19 protein-coding genes and 1 pseudogene are annotated in these 17628 nt (G+C 57.7%); 12 read left to right on the top strand and 8 right to left on the bottom strand.

The features are described from left to right. From HMPREF1224_RS42620 to HMPREF1224_RS42605, 4 genes are all read right to left on the bottom strand, one after another. Window positions 1-486: a hypothetical protein gene (locus HMPREF1224_RS42620; protein ID WP_010794268.1), complete on the bottom strand. Its 486-nt coding sequence runs from the start codon at window positions 484-486 to the stop codon at window positions 1-3. 106 nt (window positions 487-592) lie between these two features. Then, window positions 593-877, bottom strand: coding sequence for an HU family DNA-binding protein (locus HMPREF1224_RS42615; protein ID WP_160329452.1), 285 nt, complete (start codon window positions 875-877; stop codon window positions 593-595). A 138-nt stretch (window positions 878-1015) separates the two neighbouring features. Beyond that, complete coding sequence (locus HMPREF1224_RS42610) at window positions 1016-1336, bottom strand: hypothetical protein (RefSeq protein ID WP_010794267.1); 321 nt, start codon at window positions 1334-1336, stop codon at window positions 1016-1018. A 49-nt stretch (window positions 1337-1385) separates the two neighbouring features. Further along, the gene (locus tag HMPREF1224_RS42605; RefSeq protein ID WP_010792914.1) at window positions 1386-1733 is read right to left on the bottom strand and encodes a hypothetical protein; all 348 of its coding nucleotides are present in this window, start codon (window positions 1731-1733) and stop codon (window positions 1386-1388) included. A 152-nt stretch (window positions 1734-1885) separates the two neighbouring features. Here HMPREF1224_RS42605 and HMPREF1224_RS42600 point away from each other — a divergent pair, with 152 nt between their 5' ends. The 3 genes from HMPREF1224_RS42600 to HMPREF1224_RS42590 all read left to right on the top strand — a co-directional run bounded on the left by HMPREF1224_RS42600 (window position 1886) and on the right by HMPREF1224_RS42590 (window position 4099). Beyond that, on the top strand, window positions 1886-2308 hold the full coding sequence (locus HMPREF1224_RS42600; RefSeq protein WP_010794266.1) for a TraR/DksA family transcriptional regulator: 423 nt from the start codon (window positions 1886-1888) through the stop codon (window positions 2306-2308). A 118-nt stretch (window positions 2309-2426) separates the two neighbouring features. Next, window positions 2427-3005 (top strand): hypothetical protein, encoded by a 579-nt coding sequence (locus HMPREF1224_RS42595; protein ID WP_010794265.1) that lies wholly within the window; start codon window positions 2427-2429, stop codon window positions 3003-3005. A 44-nt stretch (window positions 3006-3049) separates the two neighbouring features. After that, complete coding sequence (locus HMPREF1224_RS42590; RefSeq protein ID WP_256220529.1) at window positions 3050-4099, top strand: MBL fold metallo-hydrolase; 1050 nt, start codon at window positions 3050-3052, stop codon at window positions 4097-4099. 19 nt (window positions 4100-4118) lie between these two features. Here the strand turns inward: HMPREF1224_RS42590 and HMPREF1224_RS42585 are convergent, their stop codons facing one another. Beyond that, window positions 4119-4703, bottom strand: coding sequence for a hypothetical protein (locus HMPREF1224_RS42585; protein WP_228757897.1), 585 nt, complete (start codon window positions 4701-4703; stop codon window positions 4119-4121). Between the two features lie 221 nt (window positions 4704-4924). Between HMPREF1224_RS42585 and HMPREF1224_RS42580 the strand changes: the two genes are divergently transcribed. Both HMPREF1224_RS42580 and HMPREF1224_RS42575 read left to right on the top strand, forming a co-directional pair. Further along, a complete protein-coding gene (locus HMPREF1224_RS42580) occupies window positions 4925-6115 on the top strand; it encodes a hypothetical protein (protein WP_010794262.1) in 1191 nt (396 codons plus the stop codon). 30 nt (window positions 6116-6145) lie between these two features. After that, a complete protein-coding gene (locus HMPREF1224_RS42575) occupies window positions 6146-7219 on the top strand; it encodes a hypothetical protein (protein WP_010794261.1) in 1074 nt (357 codons plus the stop codon). A gap of 560 nt (window positions 7220-7779) precedes the next feature. Here the strand turns inward: HMPREF1224_RS42575 and HMPREF1224_RS42570 are convergent. The 3 genes from HMPREF1224_RS42570 to intI1 form a co-directional block, all read right to left on the bottom strand. Beyond that, complete coding sequence (locus HMPREF1224_RS42570) at window positions 7780-10746, bottom strand: Tn3 family transposase (RefSeq protein WP_003090772.1); 2967 nt, start codon at window positions 10744-10746, stop codon at window positions 7780-7782. Between the two features lie 3 nt (window positions 10747-10749). Continuing rightward, complete coding sequence (locus HMPREF1224_RS42565) at window positions 10750-11310, bottom strand: recombinase family protein (protein WP_003090771.1); 561 nt, start codon at window positions 11308-11310, stop codon at window positions 10750-10752. Between the two features lie 374 nt (window positions 11311-11684). Further along, the gene (intI1, locus tag HMPREF1224_RS42560; RefSeq protein ID WP_000845048.1) at window positions 11685-12698 is read right to left on the bottom strand and encodes a class 1 integron integrase IntI1; all 1014 of its coding nucleotides are present in this window, start codon (window positions 12696-12698) and stop codon (window positions 11685-11687) included. A 157-nt stretch (window positions 12699-12855) separates the two neighbouring features. Here intI1 and HMPREF1224_RS45060 point away from each other — a divergent pair, with 157 nt between their 5' ends. From HMPREF1224_RS45060 to HMPREF1224_RS42540, 7 genes and pseudogenes are all read left to right on the top strand, one after another. Next, complete coding sequence (locus tag HMPREF1224_RS45060; protein WP_081717426.1) at window positions 12856-13332, top strand: AAC(3)-I family aminoglycoside N-acetyltransferase; 477 nt, start codon at window positions 12856-12858, stop codon at window positions 13330-13332. A 90-nt stretch (window positions 13333-13422) separates the two neighbouring features. Next, complete coding sequence (locus HMPREF1224_RS45055) at window positions 13423-13911, top strand: contact-dependent growth inhibition system immunity protein (protein WP_155951717.1); 489 nt, start codon at window positions 13423-13425, stop codon at window positions 13909-13911. 120 nt (window positions 13912-14031) lie between these two features. Beyond that, the gene (locus HMPREF1224_RS42555; protein ID WP_010794259.1) at window positions 14032-14367 is read left to right on the top strand and encodes a hypothetical protein; all 336 of its coding nucleotides are present in this window, start codon (window positions 14032-14034) and stop codon (window positions 14365-14367) included. A 74-nt stretch (window positions 14368-14441) separates the two neighbouring features. Next, window positions 14442-15286: pseudogene (locus tag HMPREF1224_RS42550) on the top strand (AadA family aminoglycoside 3''-O-nucleotidyltransferase). A 116-nt stretch (window positions 15287-15402) separates the two neighbouring features. Then, the gene (locus HMPREF1224_RS45050) at window positions 15403-15750 is read left to right on the top strand and encodes a quaternary ammonium compound efflux SMR transporter QacE delta 1 (protein ID WP_000679427.1); all 348 of its coding nucleotides are present in this window, start codon (window positions 15403-15405) and stop codon (window positions 15748-15750) included. Further along, window positions 15744-16583, top strand: coding sequence for a sulfonamide-resistant dihydropteroate synthase Sul1 (gene sul1, locus HMPREF1224_RS42545; protein ID WP_000259031.1), 840 nt, complete (start codon window positions 15744-15746; stop codon window positions 16581-16583). Before HMPREF1224_RS45050 ends, sul1 begins: the two co-directional genes overlap by 7 nt. 127 nt (window positions 16584-16710) lie before the next feature. Then, window positions 16711-17211 carry a GNAT family N-acetyltransferase gene (locus HMPREF1224_RS42540; protein WP_000376623.1) on the top strand — a complete coding sequence of 167 codons (501 nt, stop codon included), beginning with the start codon at window positions 16711-16713 and terminating at the stop codon, window positions 17209-17211. Window positions 17212-17628 lie beyond the last annotated feature (417 nt).

The following is a 17628-nucleotide window of genomic DNA, read 5'->3' as shown; positions in this document are numbered from 1 at the left end:
TCATCCGCTTGGGTGCGCGCGGCCGCTATTCACGTTCCGTACGCTCTTGTGGACGCCGTTGTAGCTACGGGCAATCTGGTTGGCGAGTTCGGCTCTCACGGCCGCAGCATCGTTCACCAAGTCCGGATACAGGCGGGTCAGCCCAACGAAAATGTCGAAGTCCTCAAGCAGATCAACAGCCACCAGGACCTGGTCTGCGACGATCAGCGACTTATCGTATGCAGCAACCGGCTCCATGCCGTTGAACAGCCCTGTCGGGTCGACAAACAGGAATGGGCGGAGCTGGCGTAGTACCAGACTGCGCGCATGCTCAATTTTGGGTAGAACTTGACCTTCAGCCAGGCGAATCTCTCGGCTGCTCTTGCCGCCAAAGAGCATGCCGGATGCCTTGGCGAGGAAATGGGGGAGCGAAGTGTTTATGGTGGCCGGCCAAGTGCTGCCGTCGACCAGGAATGCCTTCGCTTCAGGAGTGTGGATGTATTTCATGTCTTGAAATCCTTGTTCAATCCAATAATGGAAAGGGAGTGCCCCTTTTTTGGGGGATATCAAAAAAAACCCCGCCGAAGGGCGGGGTTGTCTTGCGATGGAGCGATCAGTTGATCGCGTCCTTGAGCGCCTTGCCTGGCTTGAAGCCAGGAATCTTCGCAGCAGCAATCTGGACAGGATTGCCGGTTTGAGGATTGCGACCCTCGCGCGCAGCGCGCTCCTTTACCAAAAATGAGCCAAAGCCCACCAGCGTCACTGTGTCACCGGCCTTCAGCGCGGAAGTCACGGACTCGATCACCGCATCCAGTGCTTTCCCTGCGACAGCCTTGGTGATGTCCGCGGACTCGGCGATCTGGTTGATAAGTTCTTGTTTATTCACGCATTTCTCCATGTAAAACAGGGGATGAGGTAAGCAGTATAACGGCTGCCTGGTGGCCTCCAAGTGAATCTGGTCTTTTGCAGCGATTGGATGCCATATGCGCGCCGCACAAAAAGAAAACGGCTCGGCAGTGCCGAGCCTAAGGGGAAATCAGATCAAGCTTGCGCCCAGCGCGCCGGCCAAGAAGCCTGCTCCAATAAGGGGGAGCATTCCGGCAAGGGCCTTAGAGCCGGCTCTGTGGCACAGGAAACCGCCCACACTGATGATTGGGACGATCAGGTATGCAGCGATCATCTGCACTGACAGCATGCGTGTGCCCAAGGTGGCATCGCTCGTGGGGTGACTCCCGAGCATCGATGCCAACGCCAGCGCTCCGATGGCCAGGCAAAGCAACGTAGCTAGGAAGGCACGTTCGGTATAGCGGAATGGGCCGACTTCGATTTCTGCAGCGCTTTTGACGGTGGTTTGCATAGCGCGTTCCTCTTGACTCTCACGACAAGGGTAGCAGCCTCTTTCAGCGCTAAACAGCGGAAATCAACTCCTGAATTTGCCCCTCTGCCGCTGTTAGCAAACAAAGCACCTCATCGGAGCAACCATGCGCACTCAGAGCTTCCATCGCTCTGGAGAAAGCTCTGGCATGCGCGGCACAGAGATCCACTTTGTCGAATGCCTCCTGGATAGCCGTGTCTGTAGCCACTGGCGCCATTGCTACCAGGCCGTTCTCATAGATACGGCTTTCCCAATGGCTCGGCTCGATGCCGGTTGAGCGAAAGTAAATGAAACCGAGCTGATCGCCCAGGGAATAGGCTGCCGCCCCGTAGTGCTCATCGAATGTGGAACGGCCAGTGCCCAACGCTTTGAATTCCATGAATGTCCTCCTGCTGGTGTGGACGGTGACCATAACGGTGCGGTCCTTTGGTTCAAGACTGCGTAGCCCGGGATTTAGCGGAGGCATTTGAGTTGAAGAGGGGAGAGGCCTCGTTAAGCTCGGGCCATCCAACTCCTCACAAGGAATCGCCTATGTCCACCTTACTCACTCAGCAGCAACTGCTTTCCGCGCCGGAGTCGGAGTACATGTCCGACCGGCAACTGGCCTTCTTCAAGGATCTTCTTCTCAATCGAAAACTGCACCTACAGGGCCTGCTCGCTCAACGAGCAGAGGCATTTCGCGATGACTCCGAGGCACGTCTCCCGGATGCGGCGGATACTGCCTCCGTGGAAGAGCAGCGCGCGATGGAAATGCGGATGCTGAAGCGGGACCAGGCAGAGCTGCTGGACGTGGAGGCTGCTCTGAAAAGGATCGAGGAAGGGGACTATGGCTACTGCGCTGAGTTTGGGCAGCCGATTGGGCTCAAGCGCCTTTTGGTCGCGCCGACTGCAAGCCTTTGCATCGATGCTCAAGAGATTCAGGAGCGTCGTGCGCAACGCCAGCGTGTAGCATGACCTCCAGCGAGGGGGCATGCCCCCTCGACTCTCCCTTCGATCTTCCTACTTCCTCACTCCTCAGGTTCTATGATCAGTCAAGATGCTGGCTGAACATCTCTTACCTAGGAGCTGCATCATGGAAGTCGGTCCCCGCATGTACTTTCTCGTTTCAGGGTTGCTTTACCCAGCAGCGCTGGGAGCCGCTCTTGTCTGGACGGTTAGTGCCTTGCATGCCAGGGCATTTCTCGAGAGCGCGTCCCCAAACGGCTGGTCTCTGTGTATGGCTGCCTGGTTCATTGGCTACCACTGCCTGCAATTCAGCAGGCTGATGGTCAGGCACTATGAGCTTGGGAACGGCTACACCAGGCGCGCCTTCGTCTCTGACCTGGTGGACTGCTTGACGCTGCTACTGGGTTTCGCTGGTCTTCGCTTCTTAAACGAGCCGATCCCTTCGGAGCAGGTCTGGGTTGTCTATTTGGCACTGCTTGGCGTTCCCCTCTCTGCTGTTATTGCCCATCCACTTCGCATGATGAAGGGGCCCAGGGGGCTATTGGTCCTTGGCATGCTCCTGGTATGCCTTCTTGGAATCGACTACTTCAAACTGGGTTTCCTCTTGCCATTGTTCAAGCCAGAGGTCACCCACTGGGTATTGCTGGTCGCGATGTTTTCCATGCTTTGGGCCTTCTACCACCGCGTATACCGCTTCGAACCTTGACAGCAGGGGGGCCGACCATGCGAGGGCTATCGATCGTACTGGGATTGAGTTTGCTGGTCGGCTGTACTCATGAGCCGCTTTCAGAAGGGTTATCGATTCAGAATCAGCATTGGGGCGATGAGCCGAAGATTCAGTTTCTTGGCGTAGGTGGCTGGCTCATACATTGGCGTGGGGAGGGGCTATTGCTGGCGCCTTCGTTCACCAACCCGGCCAGTCTCGGCATTCCAGGGATACCCCCTGCTCGAGTGGTAGCCGACAACGAGAAGGTCGACAGGCACATGCCGCCTGCAGCAGACGTGACGATGCTTCTGGTGGGTCATGCGCACTACGATCATCTTCTCGATGTGCCCCGGGTAGTAGAAAAGCACTCTCCGAAAGCGATCGTATACGGGTCTGAAACGGTTAAGCACATTCTTCATGCAGCAAAGAACAGCTCAGGACAGCGGATCTTTGGCGCTGGCGCGGTGGTGGTGCCAAGCGAGCAGCAGATAACCGACCATCGTGATCCCTCCCGACCTGGGACATGGTTTTACTCCGACGGGAAGGTCATCACTGATGGGGACGCGAACGGAGCAAATTCCGAGGGTTCAATCCGTGTGATGCCCATTAGAAGCATGCATGCCGGGCACCTCTTTGGCCATAACTTCATACCAGGTGAGTACGACGGGGATCTAGACGATTTGCCGACTGGTCTGCTGGACTGGAGGCTTGGTGAAGTGACTCTGGCCTGGATGATTGACCTCCTCGGGGAGGATGGCCGGCCGGTATACCGTATTCACTACCAAGACAGCGCCGCTGAGCCTCCATGGGGCTTTCCACCCATAATCTCCGACTCAAAGCGCGTTGACGTCGAGATCCTTTGCGGGGGAGGGTGGAATCAAGTCAGTTACTACCCCACAGGGCTCCTCAGGGTGACCAAACCGCGTCTTGTGCTGTTGGGGCACTGGGAAAACTTCTTTGGCAACGACCTTGGTGAACCTGCTCGAACCATTCCGTTGCTCAGCTACAAAGGGCTCCTCGAACAGCTTAAACCCTACAATCTAGTGGTGCCTGAGCCCTTCTCTGACATCCTGCTTCCAGCTCCGATGGAGTAGTAGCCGTAGCAATTCCACCCTATTTTCCGCGCTCCGCAAGGCGTTGCATCAGTGCACGTGCTTCGCTGTATCCATACGCCCGCAGGAACCTGTCGTAAGTATCAGGAAATGCCATGACGCGACCGGCGTAATACTCTAAGGGCACAGCAATGTCGGCTTCGTGCAGGTAGTCCTGCTTCAGGAAGTGTTCGAGCACCAGCATGTGATCAAAGTAGGCCTCAAAGCAGTCACGAATGAACTCCTGCTGCTTGCTGAACCCCAACCCCTTCTCATGCACCACTAGGGCTGGCTTGAGGTCTCTCCAGTGAACGACGTAGGTCTGGCCATCATGGGTGAAGGATCGGCCTGACCAGTCCATCATTCGCATCGCAGAGCGGGCGAGTGGATCTGTGAAAATCTCCTTCATCATGTCCCGTGCAGCAGCAAGCTGCTTCTGACGGTGTTCTTTTCGCTTCTCTTGGATCGCATTTCGGGCTGACCTCAAGCCGCTCCAGATACCCCATACCGCCAGGGCCATGGTGATCAGGGTGCTGATGACAGATACCCAGTCCTTGAGTGTGGTTGGTGAGAATGAGCCGCCCTGGGCAGTGTTCTCTGTGGCCATTGCAACGGTCGTCATTAGCATCCAAGCCGTACAGATCAACCAGGCAGCGTTGTGCCTCTTCCTTGATGCTGTCATCTGGAGGTCCTCTGAGGGATGGTTAACCTCAAAGTAGCTTGATCCGTTTCTCCCCGCACGCGACCACTCGGGGAATCAGCCTTTGATTTCGCCCGGCGGCCGTTAGACTGCCTTATTCCAAAAAGCCGCGACACGAGAGGTAGCTTTTGACCGGCAAGCTTTCCAGTGACTTGTTGCAGGGGATCTACAAACTGCTGACGGAGAAGCGCCACCGGCTAGATGATCGGATGGGATTGGCTCCGGCTGAGCTCGCACTGTTGGAGTGTGGCGGTATTTCGAGTTCCGACCTCGATGATTTGATTATTGCGACTGAGTACCGCGGGTTTGGTGCTGCCGGGCGATACGCAGAGGTACTGGCTGCCTACTTCAGAATCCCCAAAGTCAGCTTGTGCCGGAAGCCCAGGCGCCTCGACGACGATGTGTTGTGGATGGATGGCTATACCGTTACCGATGCCGTTGCTCTGCTGATCTTCATGGAACGCCTGGGCTTCGCTGTCTCACCTGGTCAGCTGGTGCAGGCGACAAAGAGCAACCTGGCAGGCAAGCCCATGCTGACGGAGTCGGAGTACCTCATTCTCACCTATGAGGTTTCCCGAGGCTGTACCACGACAGTCCTCCGGTCAGATGTGGAGCGCAAGCCGGCATTCCCAACGACCAAGCGCCACAGGGACGAGTTAGGAAACCGCTTCAAATTGGTGCTCCAAGGGGAGGATGTGTTGTCGCTGGAGGTAGCCGGGCCCAGAATCCGAGACGTCAATTCGGCGCTAAAAACCTGTGCCTACTGCGGTACGGTCTACCTGCCTTGCAGTCGTAATGATCGTGAGGCACATCGTCAGGTTCATAGAGAAACACAGCGGTTACTGGACCCGGGCCCGAACAAGCGGTTTGCGGCCAGACTCAAGTGTGGCGTTGTCGCCGATCGGGTAGACGCATCGGTGCCCATGTGGATGCATCAGGAGGTATTGAAGCGCGCCCAGCGTTTCCGCGCGGATTTTGGGTTTGACTTTGTCCAATGGCCGGGAACGATGTCGACTAAAGCAACGGCTGACTGGCACGGTTACCTGATTCCAGCTGGTGCTGACGGCACGATTGCAGGCGCTTGTGCATTCCATTGCGGGACGGAAACGAACCCATCAGGCAGCCCCTGGACTTTATCCTGGATTTGGCTCGCGCCTAAATACAGGCGCGGCGGGTTGTTGCGAGAACGGTGGGGGAGATTCCTTGTGGCCTATGGAGACTTCAGGATCGAAAGTCCGCTGTCTCCTGGGATGGAGGCCTTTGTTCGAATTCACGGCACGGACTGGCAGAAGAGCTGCTTGTCGAATCATGGTGAGTGAGCAGAGTGTTCACCGCCTCTAGGAGTTTTTGTGATCAAGACCAATACATCTGCCCCCCAGCTGGACAAGCCGATGATCTTCCCTGCGGAGGACTATGCTCGTGCGTGGGTCGGGTGCCTGGCCGGATTCCTTCCAGGCCTGAAAGATCGAAGTCGTGAAGTGTTCCTGAGGCTTTCAGGGTGGCATCACTGGAATGCAATGGTCGAGGCCTGCAACCCGGATCAGAACTGCGTGTTCATGACTGAGGATTTGAGTCCGGAACTACGGCTTGCGACTCTTGCAGAACATCGCTCAATCCTGATCCATGAATTCGGTGTGAAGCCGGCCACCGCCAATTTTTTCCTATGGGCAAACCCCCTGGGCTCTTTTGAACTCGTGCCGCTTCGCGCGGCCGTCAAAGAGTCCCTTTATCAGCTGGGTGAGTCGCCTTCCTCGAGGTTGGACAAAATCCTCATCGCTCTGGATCAGGAAAATCGAGCGCTTGTTCCTGGTACTGAAGAAAACCACCGCCGCGGCTGCCACTTCACCAATGAGCGGGTGTACATGGCGATGTTCCAACATCTCGGCTGGACCCTGGAGCTCAGCGACGGACGTGACTACGACGTACCGTTTGGACTACCTGTCGCACGGTTGGGCTATCTCAGCGACTCCGAACTCGGCTCGGTCCCTGTATTCATGACTGGCTTGGCTCCTGACCCTGAGTTGAACCCTGATGAGACCAGCTGTGCGATTTATGAATGGATCACATCGCCTCAGGGAGCGAAGGCACAAACTGCAGTGGTCTTTTTCAGGGAACCACAGCTTAGAGTGCTCGATGAAGTCGAAACCTCCATCTTCGGCAGCTTCCTTGAAGGGCAGAGCGCATGGCATCTCACCTTGTCGTCTAACTCAAAGTCGTTGGGGAGTGTGGTGGTCGACATTGTCTCGGGCCAGGCTCTTCCTGTGCCCGAGCAGCGCGATAATGGCTTCGAGCTGGGCATGCGATTTGCCCGTGCAATGGAGCGCTACTGCGATTTTCCTGAATTGCACCTTCCCAACATTGACCGGCCGGTGGTCCTCGCCGGCGGCAGCGGGTGGGGAGTAGTGAAGCTGCCCCAGGCCTGAGGCTCTGCAGAACGAGTGTCTCCCATCAAGTCAGAATGGGAGACATGCACCTAAACGTCACAAGACAGCTGGTGCTAAGGGGAAGCTCTGCTCGACCTGCAACCATTCGCCTTTCGGCTGAAAAGCCTCAAAGATGGTGCAGAGGGTGTCCATTGGCGGTTTAATGAACCCCGGCCATTCCCGGTGCGGATCGAAGACTGCGATTTCGAACTCGGGGTGTCGAAACGCCACCGCCCAGTGCCATCGCTCCCTTTCTCCGGGTCGTATGTCGCGCAATTTGACTATCGCCAGGCCGTGAAGATCGGCCCATCCCCGCCACCGGCGAGTCACTGTCAGAAGCCCTGCCGTGGCCACCGCCATCCTCATCTCGCCCGAACTCGTAGAGAAGGGCGGTCGGCCATGTCTCCTTTGGCCAAGCCCCTGGCTTACGAAATGCTCCCGAGCTCGTTGGTATGTCCAGCCGGTAACCATCGCTAAACACGCTACCCCGCAACCATAACGGTCGGTTTGCACGATCTTCTGTACACGGGGCGAATAGAGAAAACGGAAAAAATCGTACGCTAAGGTTTTCCGGGCAGCCTTAGCGGCCGAAACTTCCCGTCCTCCAGCCTGCGGCTCTGCCGCCAGACATAATCGCCGGTCAGATTGATGTGCTCCCACCCCAGCGGCGACAGGTATTGCAGCAGCTCACCATCCACCGACTTCCCCGCATCGCCCATCGCCTGGGTGGCGCGCTCCAAGTACACCGTGTTCCACAACACGATGGCGGCCGTCACCAGGTTGAGGCCACTGGCCCGGTAGCGCTGCTGCTCGAAGCTCCGATCCCTGATCTCGCCGAGGCGGTTGAAGAACACCGCCCTGGCCAGGGAGTTGCGGGCTTCGCCCTTGTTCAGTCCAGCATGCACGCGCCGGCGCAGCTCGACGCTTTGCAACCAATCGAGGATGAAAAGCGTGCGCTCGATCCGGCCCAGCTCGCGCAGGGCCACGGCCAGGCCGTTCTGGCGCGGATAGCTGCCGAGCTTGCGCAGCATCAGCGAGGCGGTGACCGTGCCCTGCTTGATCGAGCTGGCCAGGCGCAGGATGTCGTCCCAATGGGCGCGGACGTGCTTGATGTTCAGGGTGCCGCCAACCATTGGGCGCAATGTCGGGTAGTCCTGGACGCTATTCGGAACATACAGCTTGGTTTCTCCGAGGTCGCGGATGCGCGGTGCGAAGCGGAAGCCCAGCAGGTGCATCAGGGCGAAGACATGATCGGTGAAGCCAGCCGTGTCAGTGTAGTGCTCCTCGATCCGCAAGTCGGACTCGTGGTACAGCAGACCGTCGAGCACATAGGTAGAGTCGCGCACGCCGACATTCACCACGCGGGTGCTGAACGGTGCGTACTGGTCGGAGATGTGGGTGTAGAACAGCCGCCCCGGCTCGCTGCCGTACTTCGGGTTGACGTGGCCGGTGCTTTCGCCTCGACCACCCGCCCGGAAGCGCTGGCCATCGGAAGAAGAGGTCGTGCCGTCGCCCCAGTGAGCGGCGAAGGTATGACGGTACTGGTGGTTGACCAGCTCGGCCAGGGCCGCCGAGTAGGTTTCGTCTCGGATGTGCCAGGCTTGCAGCCAGGACAGCTTGGCGTAGGTCAGGCCGGGGCTCGACTCGGCCATCTTGGTCAGCCCGAGGTTGATTGCATCGCCCAGGATCGCTGACAGCAGCAATGTCCGGTCTTTGGCCTCGGCACCGTCCTTCAGGTGTGTGAAGTGGCGGCTGAAGCCCGTCCAGTCGTCCACGTCCATCAGCAGTTCGGTGATCTTGATGCGCGGCAGCAAATGGCTGGTCTGGTCGATCAGCGCCTGCGCGGTATTGGGCACCGCGGAATCCAGCGGGGTGATCTTCAGCCCGGACTCGGTGAGGATGGCATCGGGCAGCTCGTTGTCCTTGGCCAGGCGGGTGACGGTGGCCAGCTGCTCGTCCAGCAGCTGCAAGCGCTCTTCCAGGTACTGGTTGCTGTTCGGGTTGATCGCCAGGGGCAGAGCCTGCGCATGCTTGAGCGCGGCGAACCTCTCTGCCGGCAGCAGGTAGTCGTCGAAGTCGCGGAACTGCCGCGAGCCCTTGACCCAGATGTCACCGGAGCGCAGCGCGTTCTTCAGCTCGGACAGGGCGCAGATTTCGTAGAAGCGCCGGTCGAGGCCTTCCGGGGTTATCACTAGCGGCTTCCAGCGCGGCTTGATGAAGGCGGTGGGCGCATCGGCCGGCACCTTGCGCAGGTTGTAGGCGTTCATCTCGCTCAGGGTCTGCACGGCTGCCAGCACGCCTTGCGCAGCCGGGGCAGCGCGCAGTTCCAGCACCTCCAGCAAGGCCGGCGTGTAACGGCGCAGAGTGGCGAAGTTCTCGCCGACCAGGTGCAGATGGTCGAAGCCTTCCGGCCGGGCCAGCAGCTCGGCCTCGCTGACGCTCTCGGTGAACTCGTCCCAGGGAATCACCGCCTCAATGGCGGCATAGGGATCGCTACCGCTTTCCTTGGCTTCCAGCAGAGCCTGGCCGATCTTCGAGTACAGGCGCACCTTGTCGTTGATCGCCTTGCCCTGCTTCTGGAACTGCTGCTGATGCTTGTGCTTCGCGCTGCTGAACAGCTTGACCAGGATACGGTCGTGCAGATCGACCAACTCATCAATCACCGTCGCGGTGCTCTCCAGCACCACGGCGGCCAGGGTCGCGTAGCGTCGCTGCGGCTCGAACTTGCCGAGGTCTTTGGGCGTCATCTGCCCACCCTCGCGGGCCAGCTTGAGCAGGCGGTTCTGGTGGATGTGTCGGCCCAGGCCTTCGGGCAAGTCCACCAGCTGAAATGTCTTCAGCCGCTCGATGTGTTCGAGCATGTGGCGGGAGTTCGGTTTCAGCGGTGCCTGTCGCAGCCAGGTCAACCAGGTGATGCTGCTGCCGGCCTTGAGCTTCAACAGCTCGTCCAGCTTGGCCCGATGCGAGTCCGTGAGTGGTTCGACCAGGGCGCGGTAGACTCGGCGATTGGCCCGCGCAATGGCCTCCGAACAAGCTCGATCAATTACGCTCAACGCCGGCAGAATGCGCCGCTTCTGTCGCAGGCTCTCCAGGGCCTGACCGGCCAGCAGTAAGCCCTTGTCGGTCTGCTGGGCCAACTCGGTCAGCTCGCGCACCAGGGCGCGGAAGTCGGACAGGCCGAACGGGGCCAGTTGTAGGTAGGTGCGCAGTTCCTGGGCGTGCTCGCGGCGAGTCACGTCGCGTTCGCCGTACTTCAACCAACTCGCCGGGTCGGCCTGAACTTGCTTGGCCACCCACTGGATGACCGGCTCGGGCGGCTCGCTGTCGGTGCCCAACGCATAGCCGGGGTAGCGCAGCAGGCTGAGCTGCACCGCGAAGCCCAGGCGGTTGGCGTCGCCGCGCCGCTGGCGGATCAGCGACAGGTCGGAGTCGTTGAAGGTGTAGTAGCGGATCAGGTCATCCTGGCTTTCCGGCAACGCAAGCAAGGTGTCGCGCTCCGTAGCCGAGAGAATCGAGCGACGCGGCATGGTTCAGTCGTCCTTGCGAAGGTACTGATAGAGGGTTTCTCGGCTGATGCCGAACTCGCGGGCGAGCTGCGCCTTCGGCTCGCCCGCAGCGGCCCGCTGCCGCAGCGTGATGGCTTGCTCGTCGGAGAGGGCTTTCTTGCGGCCCCGGTAGGCACCGCGCTGCTTGGCCAGGGCGATGCCCTCGCGCTGCCGCTCGCGAATCAGGGCGCGCTCAAACTCGGCAAAGGCCCCCATGACCGACAGCATCAGGTTGGCCATCGGCGAGTCCTCGCCGGTGAACACCAGGCCTTCCTTCAAGAACTCGATGCGCACACCGCGCTGGGTCAGCTTCTGCACCAGGCGGCGCAAATCATCGAGGTTTCGTGCCAGGCGATCCATGCTGTGCACCACCACGGTGTCGCCTTCGCGAACGAAACCGAGCATGGCCTCCAGCTGGGGACGCTGGGTGTCCTTGCCCGAGGCTTTGTCGGTGAACAGCTTGCCGACCTCGACCTGTTCAAGTTGGCGTTCCGGGTTCTGGTCGAAGCTGCTGACCCGGACGTAACCGATGCGTTGTCCCTGCAAGATGCCTCCATGGGCTGGATGGGCGGCAGGGCTTGCGTTGGTTTTTGGTTCCATTGCGCCCGAAGCCTTGAATTTGTCAGGCTGAAATCTATGACCTTGGCAAGCATGTGTCAAAGAATGTGAAAGCGGACTCTATTCTGACGGCGTGATGCGCCTTGCCTGACATCCAGTTTGTCGTTTTCAGAAGACGGCTGCACTGAACGTCAGAAGCCGACTGCACTATAGCAGCGGAGGGGTTGGATCCATCAGGCAACGACGGGCTGCTGCCGGCCATCAGCGGACGCAGGGAGGACTTTCCGCAACCGGCCGTTCGATGCGGCACCGATGGCCTTCGCGCAGGGGTAGTGAATCCGCCAGGATTGACTTGCGCTGCCCTACCTCTCACTAGTGAGGGGCGGCAGCGCATCAAGCGGTGAGCGCACTCCGGCACCGCCAACTTTCAGCACATGCGTGTAAATCATCGTCGTAGAGACGTCGGAATGGCCGAGCAGATCCTGCACGGTTCGAATGTCGTAACCGCTGCGGAGCAAGGCCGTCGCGAACGAGTGGCGGAGGGTGTGCGGTGTGGCGGGCTTCGTGATGCCTGCTTGTTCTACGGCACGTTTGAAGGCGCGCTGAAAGGTCTGGTCATACATGTGATGGCGACGCACGACACCGCTCCGTGGATCGGTCGAATGCGTGTGCTGCGCAAAAACCCAGAACCACGGCCAGGAATGCCCGGCGCGCGGATACTTCCGCTCAAGGGCGTCGGGAAGCGCAACGCCGCTGCGGCCCTCGGCCTGGTCCTTCAGCCACCATGCCCGTGCACGCGACAGCTGCTCGCGCAGGCTGGGTGCCAAGCTCTCGGGTAACATCAAGGCCCGATCCTTGGAGCCCTTGCCCTCCCGCACGATGATCGTGCCGTGATCGAAATCCAGATCCTTGACCCGCAGTTGCAAACCCTCACTGATCCGCATGCCCGTTCCATACAGAAGCTGGGCGAACAAACGATGCTCGCCTTCCAGAAAACCGAGGATGCGAACCACTTCATCCGGGGTCAGCACCACCGGCAAGCGCCGCGACGGCCGAGGTCTTCCGATCTCCTGAAGCCAGGGCAGATCCGTGCACAGCACCTTGCCGTAGAAGAACAGCAAGGCCGCCAATGCCTGACGATGCGTGGAGACCGAAACCTTGCGCTCGTTCGCCAGCCAGGACAGAAATGCCTCGACTTCGCTGCTGCCCAAGGTTGCCGGGTGACGCACACCGTGGAAACGGATGAAGGCACGAACCCAGTGGACATAAGCCTGTTCTGTTCGTAAGCTGTAATGCAAGTAGCGTATGCGCTCACGCAACTGGTCCAGAACCTTGACCGAACGCAGCGGTGGTAACGGCGCAGTGGCGGTTTTCATGGCTTGTTATGACTGTTTTTTTGTACAGTCTATGCCTCGGGCATCCAAGCAGCAAGCGCGTTACGCCGTGGGTCGATGTTTGATGTTATGGAGCAGCAACGATGTTACGCAGCAGGGCAGTCGCCCTAAAACAAAGTTAGGCATTAGGAGCCGATGAGTGTCAGTCAAGGTTATTCAACTCACTGAAAACGATGTTGGCTTAATGCAGTCTATAAATGCCATGTTCGGTGAGGCATTCGATGATAAAGAACATTATTCCAGCAACAAGCCGACCTCAAGCTATCTTAAAAAACTGCTTGGCAGTTCAAGTTTTATTGCGTTGGCTGCGGTTCACGAGGAAAAAGTCATAGGCGCTATAGCCGCGTATGAGTTGCAAAAATTTGAGCAGCAAAGAAGCGAAATCTACATCTACGACCTCGCTGTAGCGGCAACCCACCGCAGAGCAGGCGTAGCTACAGCACTAATTCACAAATTGAAGGCGATAGGCGCCGAGCGCGGCGCTTATGTCATATACGTCCAAGCCGATAAAGGCGTAGAAGACCAACCGGCCATAGAACTTTATAAAAAACTGGGAACCATCGAAGACGTATTCCACTTCGATATTGCAGTTGAGGGTAATAAAAATCATGCCTAACAAGGCGTTGCACCGGAAAAATTTGCCTTCGCTTCGCTACGGCAATTTTTCCGGTGAACTTAGGCGTTATGCAGGCGCGGAGGCAGAGCCGTGATCGACGGAAGTACAGTTGCAAAAATAAACGCAATTAGAGGAATGCTAATTGTTTTTGCTCAGTCAGGTTATAGGATGCAGTTCTCTGACCCAGACTCTTATCACTGCTTTATGAAGACACCAGTTGCACTGGAAAGCCTGGGTGAATCAGTTCTATTAGCTTTGAACGCTAGCAAACATCTGACAGTCGAGGAGGCCGCTTATCGTCGCGCCTCCGAGACGGAATGGGAAAGCTGGGTTTCACTAATGCTTTCAGAAACAAATATTGCATCAAGCCAAAAGCTTTTTCAAAAAATGGCGTCGTGTAGTGTCAGCCATAAGGATGGTGTTATTATTTTCTCTCCAAGCATCAAAAGAAGAGGTGCGGCTTGGGAAGGGCGCGGTGAAAATTTTAATATCTCCATATCCGCCTCATCAGAATTTAGATCAATTGGGCAGGCAGCGATTGAAGGGCTATCATTGTGCATTCCGAATGTAATTGCATAACAAAAAAATCATGTCGCCCCTTCAGGGCTGGGACGCTCGCAAGCTCGCGCCCCATATTTTGGCGTTAGGCGTCATTGCGCCCGCGTCTAATAACTCATCCACAGGGCGTGGAGAAACAAAATGAGCAACGTAAAACAGAAACAACTACCTTTGGCAATCGGTTTAAATTTCCTGCTCCCCGGCGCCGGCTATATGTATATGGGCAAATGGATTGTCGGAATCTTTGCCATGCTTTTAATAACAGCAATAGTTTTATCCGTAAGAATTAATATGGCCCTTCCTACTTGGCTTGGCATAAACATAATCATGGCCATCGATATGTATCTGCTCTTCAAGAAAAATGAAGGGAAATATATTGAGAGCAACTCCAAGAAATGCCCGAGCTGTGCGGAGCAAATCCAAAAAGAAGCAAAAATTTGTCGTTTCTGCAATAGCAACGTCGAAACAGCCGCCTAACAAGGCGCTCAAACCGTTCACTTCGCTCACTGGGACCGGCTAAAGCCGGCCCCTTAGCTTAATCGTTAGACATCATGAGTGAAAAAGTGCCCGCCGAGATTTCGGTGCAACTATCACAAGCACTCAACGTCATCGGGCGCCACTTGGAGTCGACGTTGCTGGCCGTGCATTTGTACGGCTCCGCACTGGATGGCGGATTGAAACCGTACAGTGATATTGATTTGCTGGTGGCTGTAGCTGCACCGCTCAATGATGCCGTGCGGCAAGCCCTGCTCGTCGATCTCTTGGAGGTTTCAGCTTCCCCTGGCCAAAACAAGGCACTCCGCGCCTTGGAAGTGACCATCGTCGTGCACAGTGACATCGTACCTTGGCGTTATCCGGCCAGGCGGGAACTGCAGTTCGGAGAGTGGCAGCGCAAAGACATCCTTGCGGGCATCTTCGAGCCCGCCACAACCGATTCTGACTTGGCGATTCTGCTAACAAAGGCAAAGCAACATAGCATCGTCTTGGCAGGTTCAGCAGCGAAGGATCTCTTCAGCTCAGTCCCAGAAAGCGATCTATTCAAGGCACTGGCCGATACTCTGAAGCTATGGAACTCGCCGCCAGATTGGGCGGGCGATGAGCGGAATGTAGTGCTTACTTTGTCTCGTATCTGGTACACCGCCGCAACCGGCAAGATCGCGCCAAAGGATGTTGCTGCCACTTGGGCAATGGCACGCTTGCCAGCTCAACATCAGCCCATCCTGTTGAATGCCAAGCGGGCTTATCTTGGGCAAGAAGAAGATTATTTGCCCGCTCGTGCGGATCAGGTGGCGGCGCTCATTAAATTCGTGAAGTATGAAGCAGTTAAACTGCTTGGTGCCAGCCAATGATGTCTAACAATTCATTCAAGCCGACGCCGCTTCGCGGCGCGGCTTAATTCAAGCGTTAGATGCACTAAGCACATAATTGCTCACAGCCAAACTATCAGGTCAAGTCTGCTTTTATTATTTTTAAGCGTGCATAATAAGCCCTACACAAATTGGGAGATATATCATGAAAGGCTGGCTTTTTCTTGTTATCGCAATAGTTGGCGAAGTAATCGCAACATCCGCATTAAAATCTAGCGAGGGCTTTACTAAGCTTGCCCCTTCCGCCGTTGTCATAATCGGTTATGGCATCGCATTTTATTTTCTTTCTCTGGTTCTGAAATCCATCCCTGTCGGTGTTGCTTATGCAGTCTGGTCGGGACTCGGCGTCGTCATAATTACAGCCATTGCCTGGTTGCTTCATGGGCAAAAGCTTGATGCGTGGGGCTTTGTAGGTATGGGGCTCATAATTGCTGCCTTTTTGCTCGCCCGATCCCCATCGTGGAAGTCGCTGCGGAGGCCGACGCCATGGTGACGGTGTTCGGCATTCTGAATCTCACCGAGGACTCCTTCTTCGATGAGAGCCGGCGGCTAGACCCCGCCGGCGCTGTCACCGCGGCGATCGAAATGCTGCGAGTCGGATCAGACGTCGTGGATGTCGGACCGGCCGCCAGCCATCCGGACGCGAGGCCTGTATCGCCGGCCGATGAGATCAGACGTATTGCGCCGCTCTTAGACGCCCTGTCCGATCAGATGCACCGTGTTTCAATCGACAGCTTCCAACCGGAAACCCAGCGCTATGCGCTCAAGCGCGGCGTGGGCTACCTGAACGATATCCAAGGATTTCCTGACCCTGCGCTCTATCCCGATATTGCTGAGGCGGACTGCAGGCTGGTGGTTATGCACTCAGCGCAGCGGGATGGCATCGCCACCCGCACCGGTCACCTTCGACCCGAAGACGCGCTCGACGAGATTGTGCGGTTCTTCGAGGCGCGGGTTTCCGCCTTGCGACGGAGCGGGGTCGCTGCCGACCGGCTCATCCTCGATCCGGGGATGGGATTTTTCTTGAGCCCCGCACCGGAAACATCGCTGCACGTGCTGTCGAACCTTCAAAAGCTGAAGTCGGCGTTGGGGCTTCCGCTATTGGTCTCGGTGTCGCGGAAATCCTTCTTGGGCGCCACCGTTGGCCTTCCTGTAAAGGATCTGGGTCCAGCGAGCCTTGCGGCGGAACTTCACGCGATCGGCAATGGCGCTGACTACGTCCGCACCCACGCGCCTGGAGATCTGCGAAGCGCAATCACCTTCTCGGAAACCCTCGCGAAATTTCGCAGTCGCGACGCCAGAGACCGAGGGTTAGATCATGCCTAGCATTCACCTTCCGGCCGCCCGCTAGCGGACCCTGGTCAGGTTCCGCGAAGGTGGGCGCAGACATGCTGGGCTCGTCAGGATCAAACTGCACTATGAGGCGGCGGTTCATACCGCGCCAGGGGAGCGAATGGACAGCGAGGAGCCTCCGAACGTTCGGGTCGCCTGCTCGGGTGATATCGACGAGGTTGTGCGGCTGATGCACGACGCTGCGGCGTGGATGTCCGCCAAGGGAACGCCCGCCTGGGACGTCGCGCGGATCGACCGGACATTCGCGGAGACCTTCGTCCTGAGATCCGAGCTCCTAGTCGCGAGTTGCAGCGACGGCATCGTCGGCTGTTGCACCTTGTCGGCCGAGGATCCCGAGTTCTGGCCCGACGCCCTCAAGGGGGAGGCCGCATATCTGCACAAGCTCGCGGTGCGACGGACACATGCGGGCCGGGGTGTCAGCTCCGCGCTGATCGAGGCTTGCCGCCATGCCGCGCGAACGCAGGGGTGCGCCAAGCTGCGGCTCGACTGCCACCCGAACCTGCGTGGCCTATACGAGCGGCTCGGATTCACCCACGTCGACACTTTCAATCCCGGCTGGGATCCAACCTTCATCGCAGAACGCCTAGAACTCGAAATCTAACGTCCGTTCGGGCATCGAGGTCCATGTCGGGGTGGGACGGGCCCGTGGCTTCAAGATCACTTGCAGTCCGACCGCGATGTCTTGGTTGCGCGAGAGGTTGTCGATATCCTCCACTTCCATCATCAACCCTGGATAATGCCGCCGCCGTCATCGCCGCCGACGCCCGTGCCGGGCTTTTCGGGCCTGTCAGGCTTGCTCGGCCTTCAGCCTGCCTGGGCGAGATCTCCGGCGGACGGATTAACGGCGGAGCTTCGCCGCCTTTCGTGCGTGTGAAGGCCGAAGATAGTTCTCTCAAAAACATCCGTTTATGAGAGATACCAAATGTCATTTTCAGAAGACGACTGCACCAGTTGATTGGGCGTAATGGCTGTTGTGCAGCCAGCTCCTGACAGTTCAATATCAGAAGTGATCTGCACC

Origin of the sequence: Pseudomonas sp. P179 (genome assembly GCF_000478485.2) — a bacterium.
Lineage (GTDB): Bacteria > Pseudomonadota > Gammaproteobacteria > Pseudomonadales > Pseudomonadaceae > Pseudomonas > Pseudomonas aeruginosa.
This window is presented reverse-complemented; position numbering and strand designations above follow the sequence as displayed.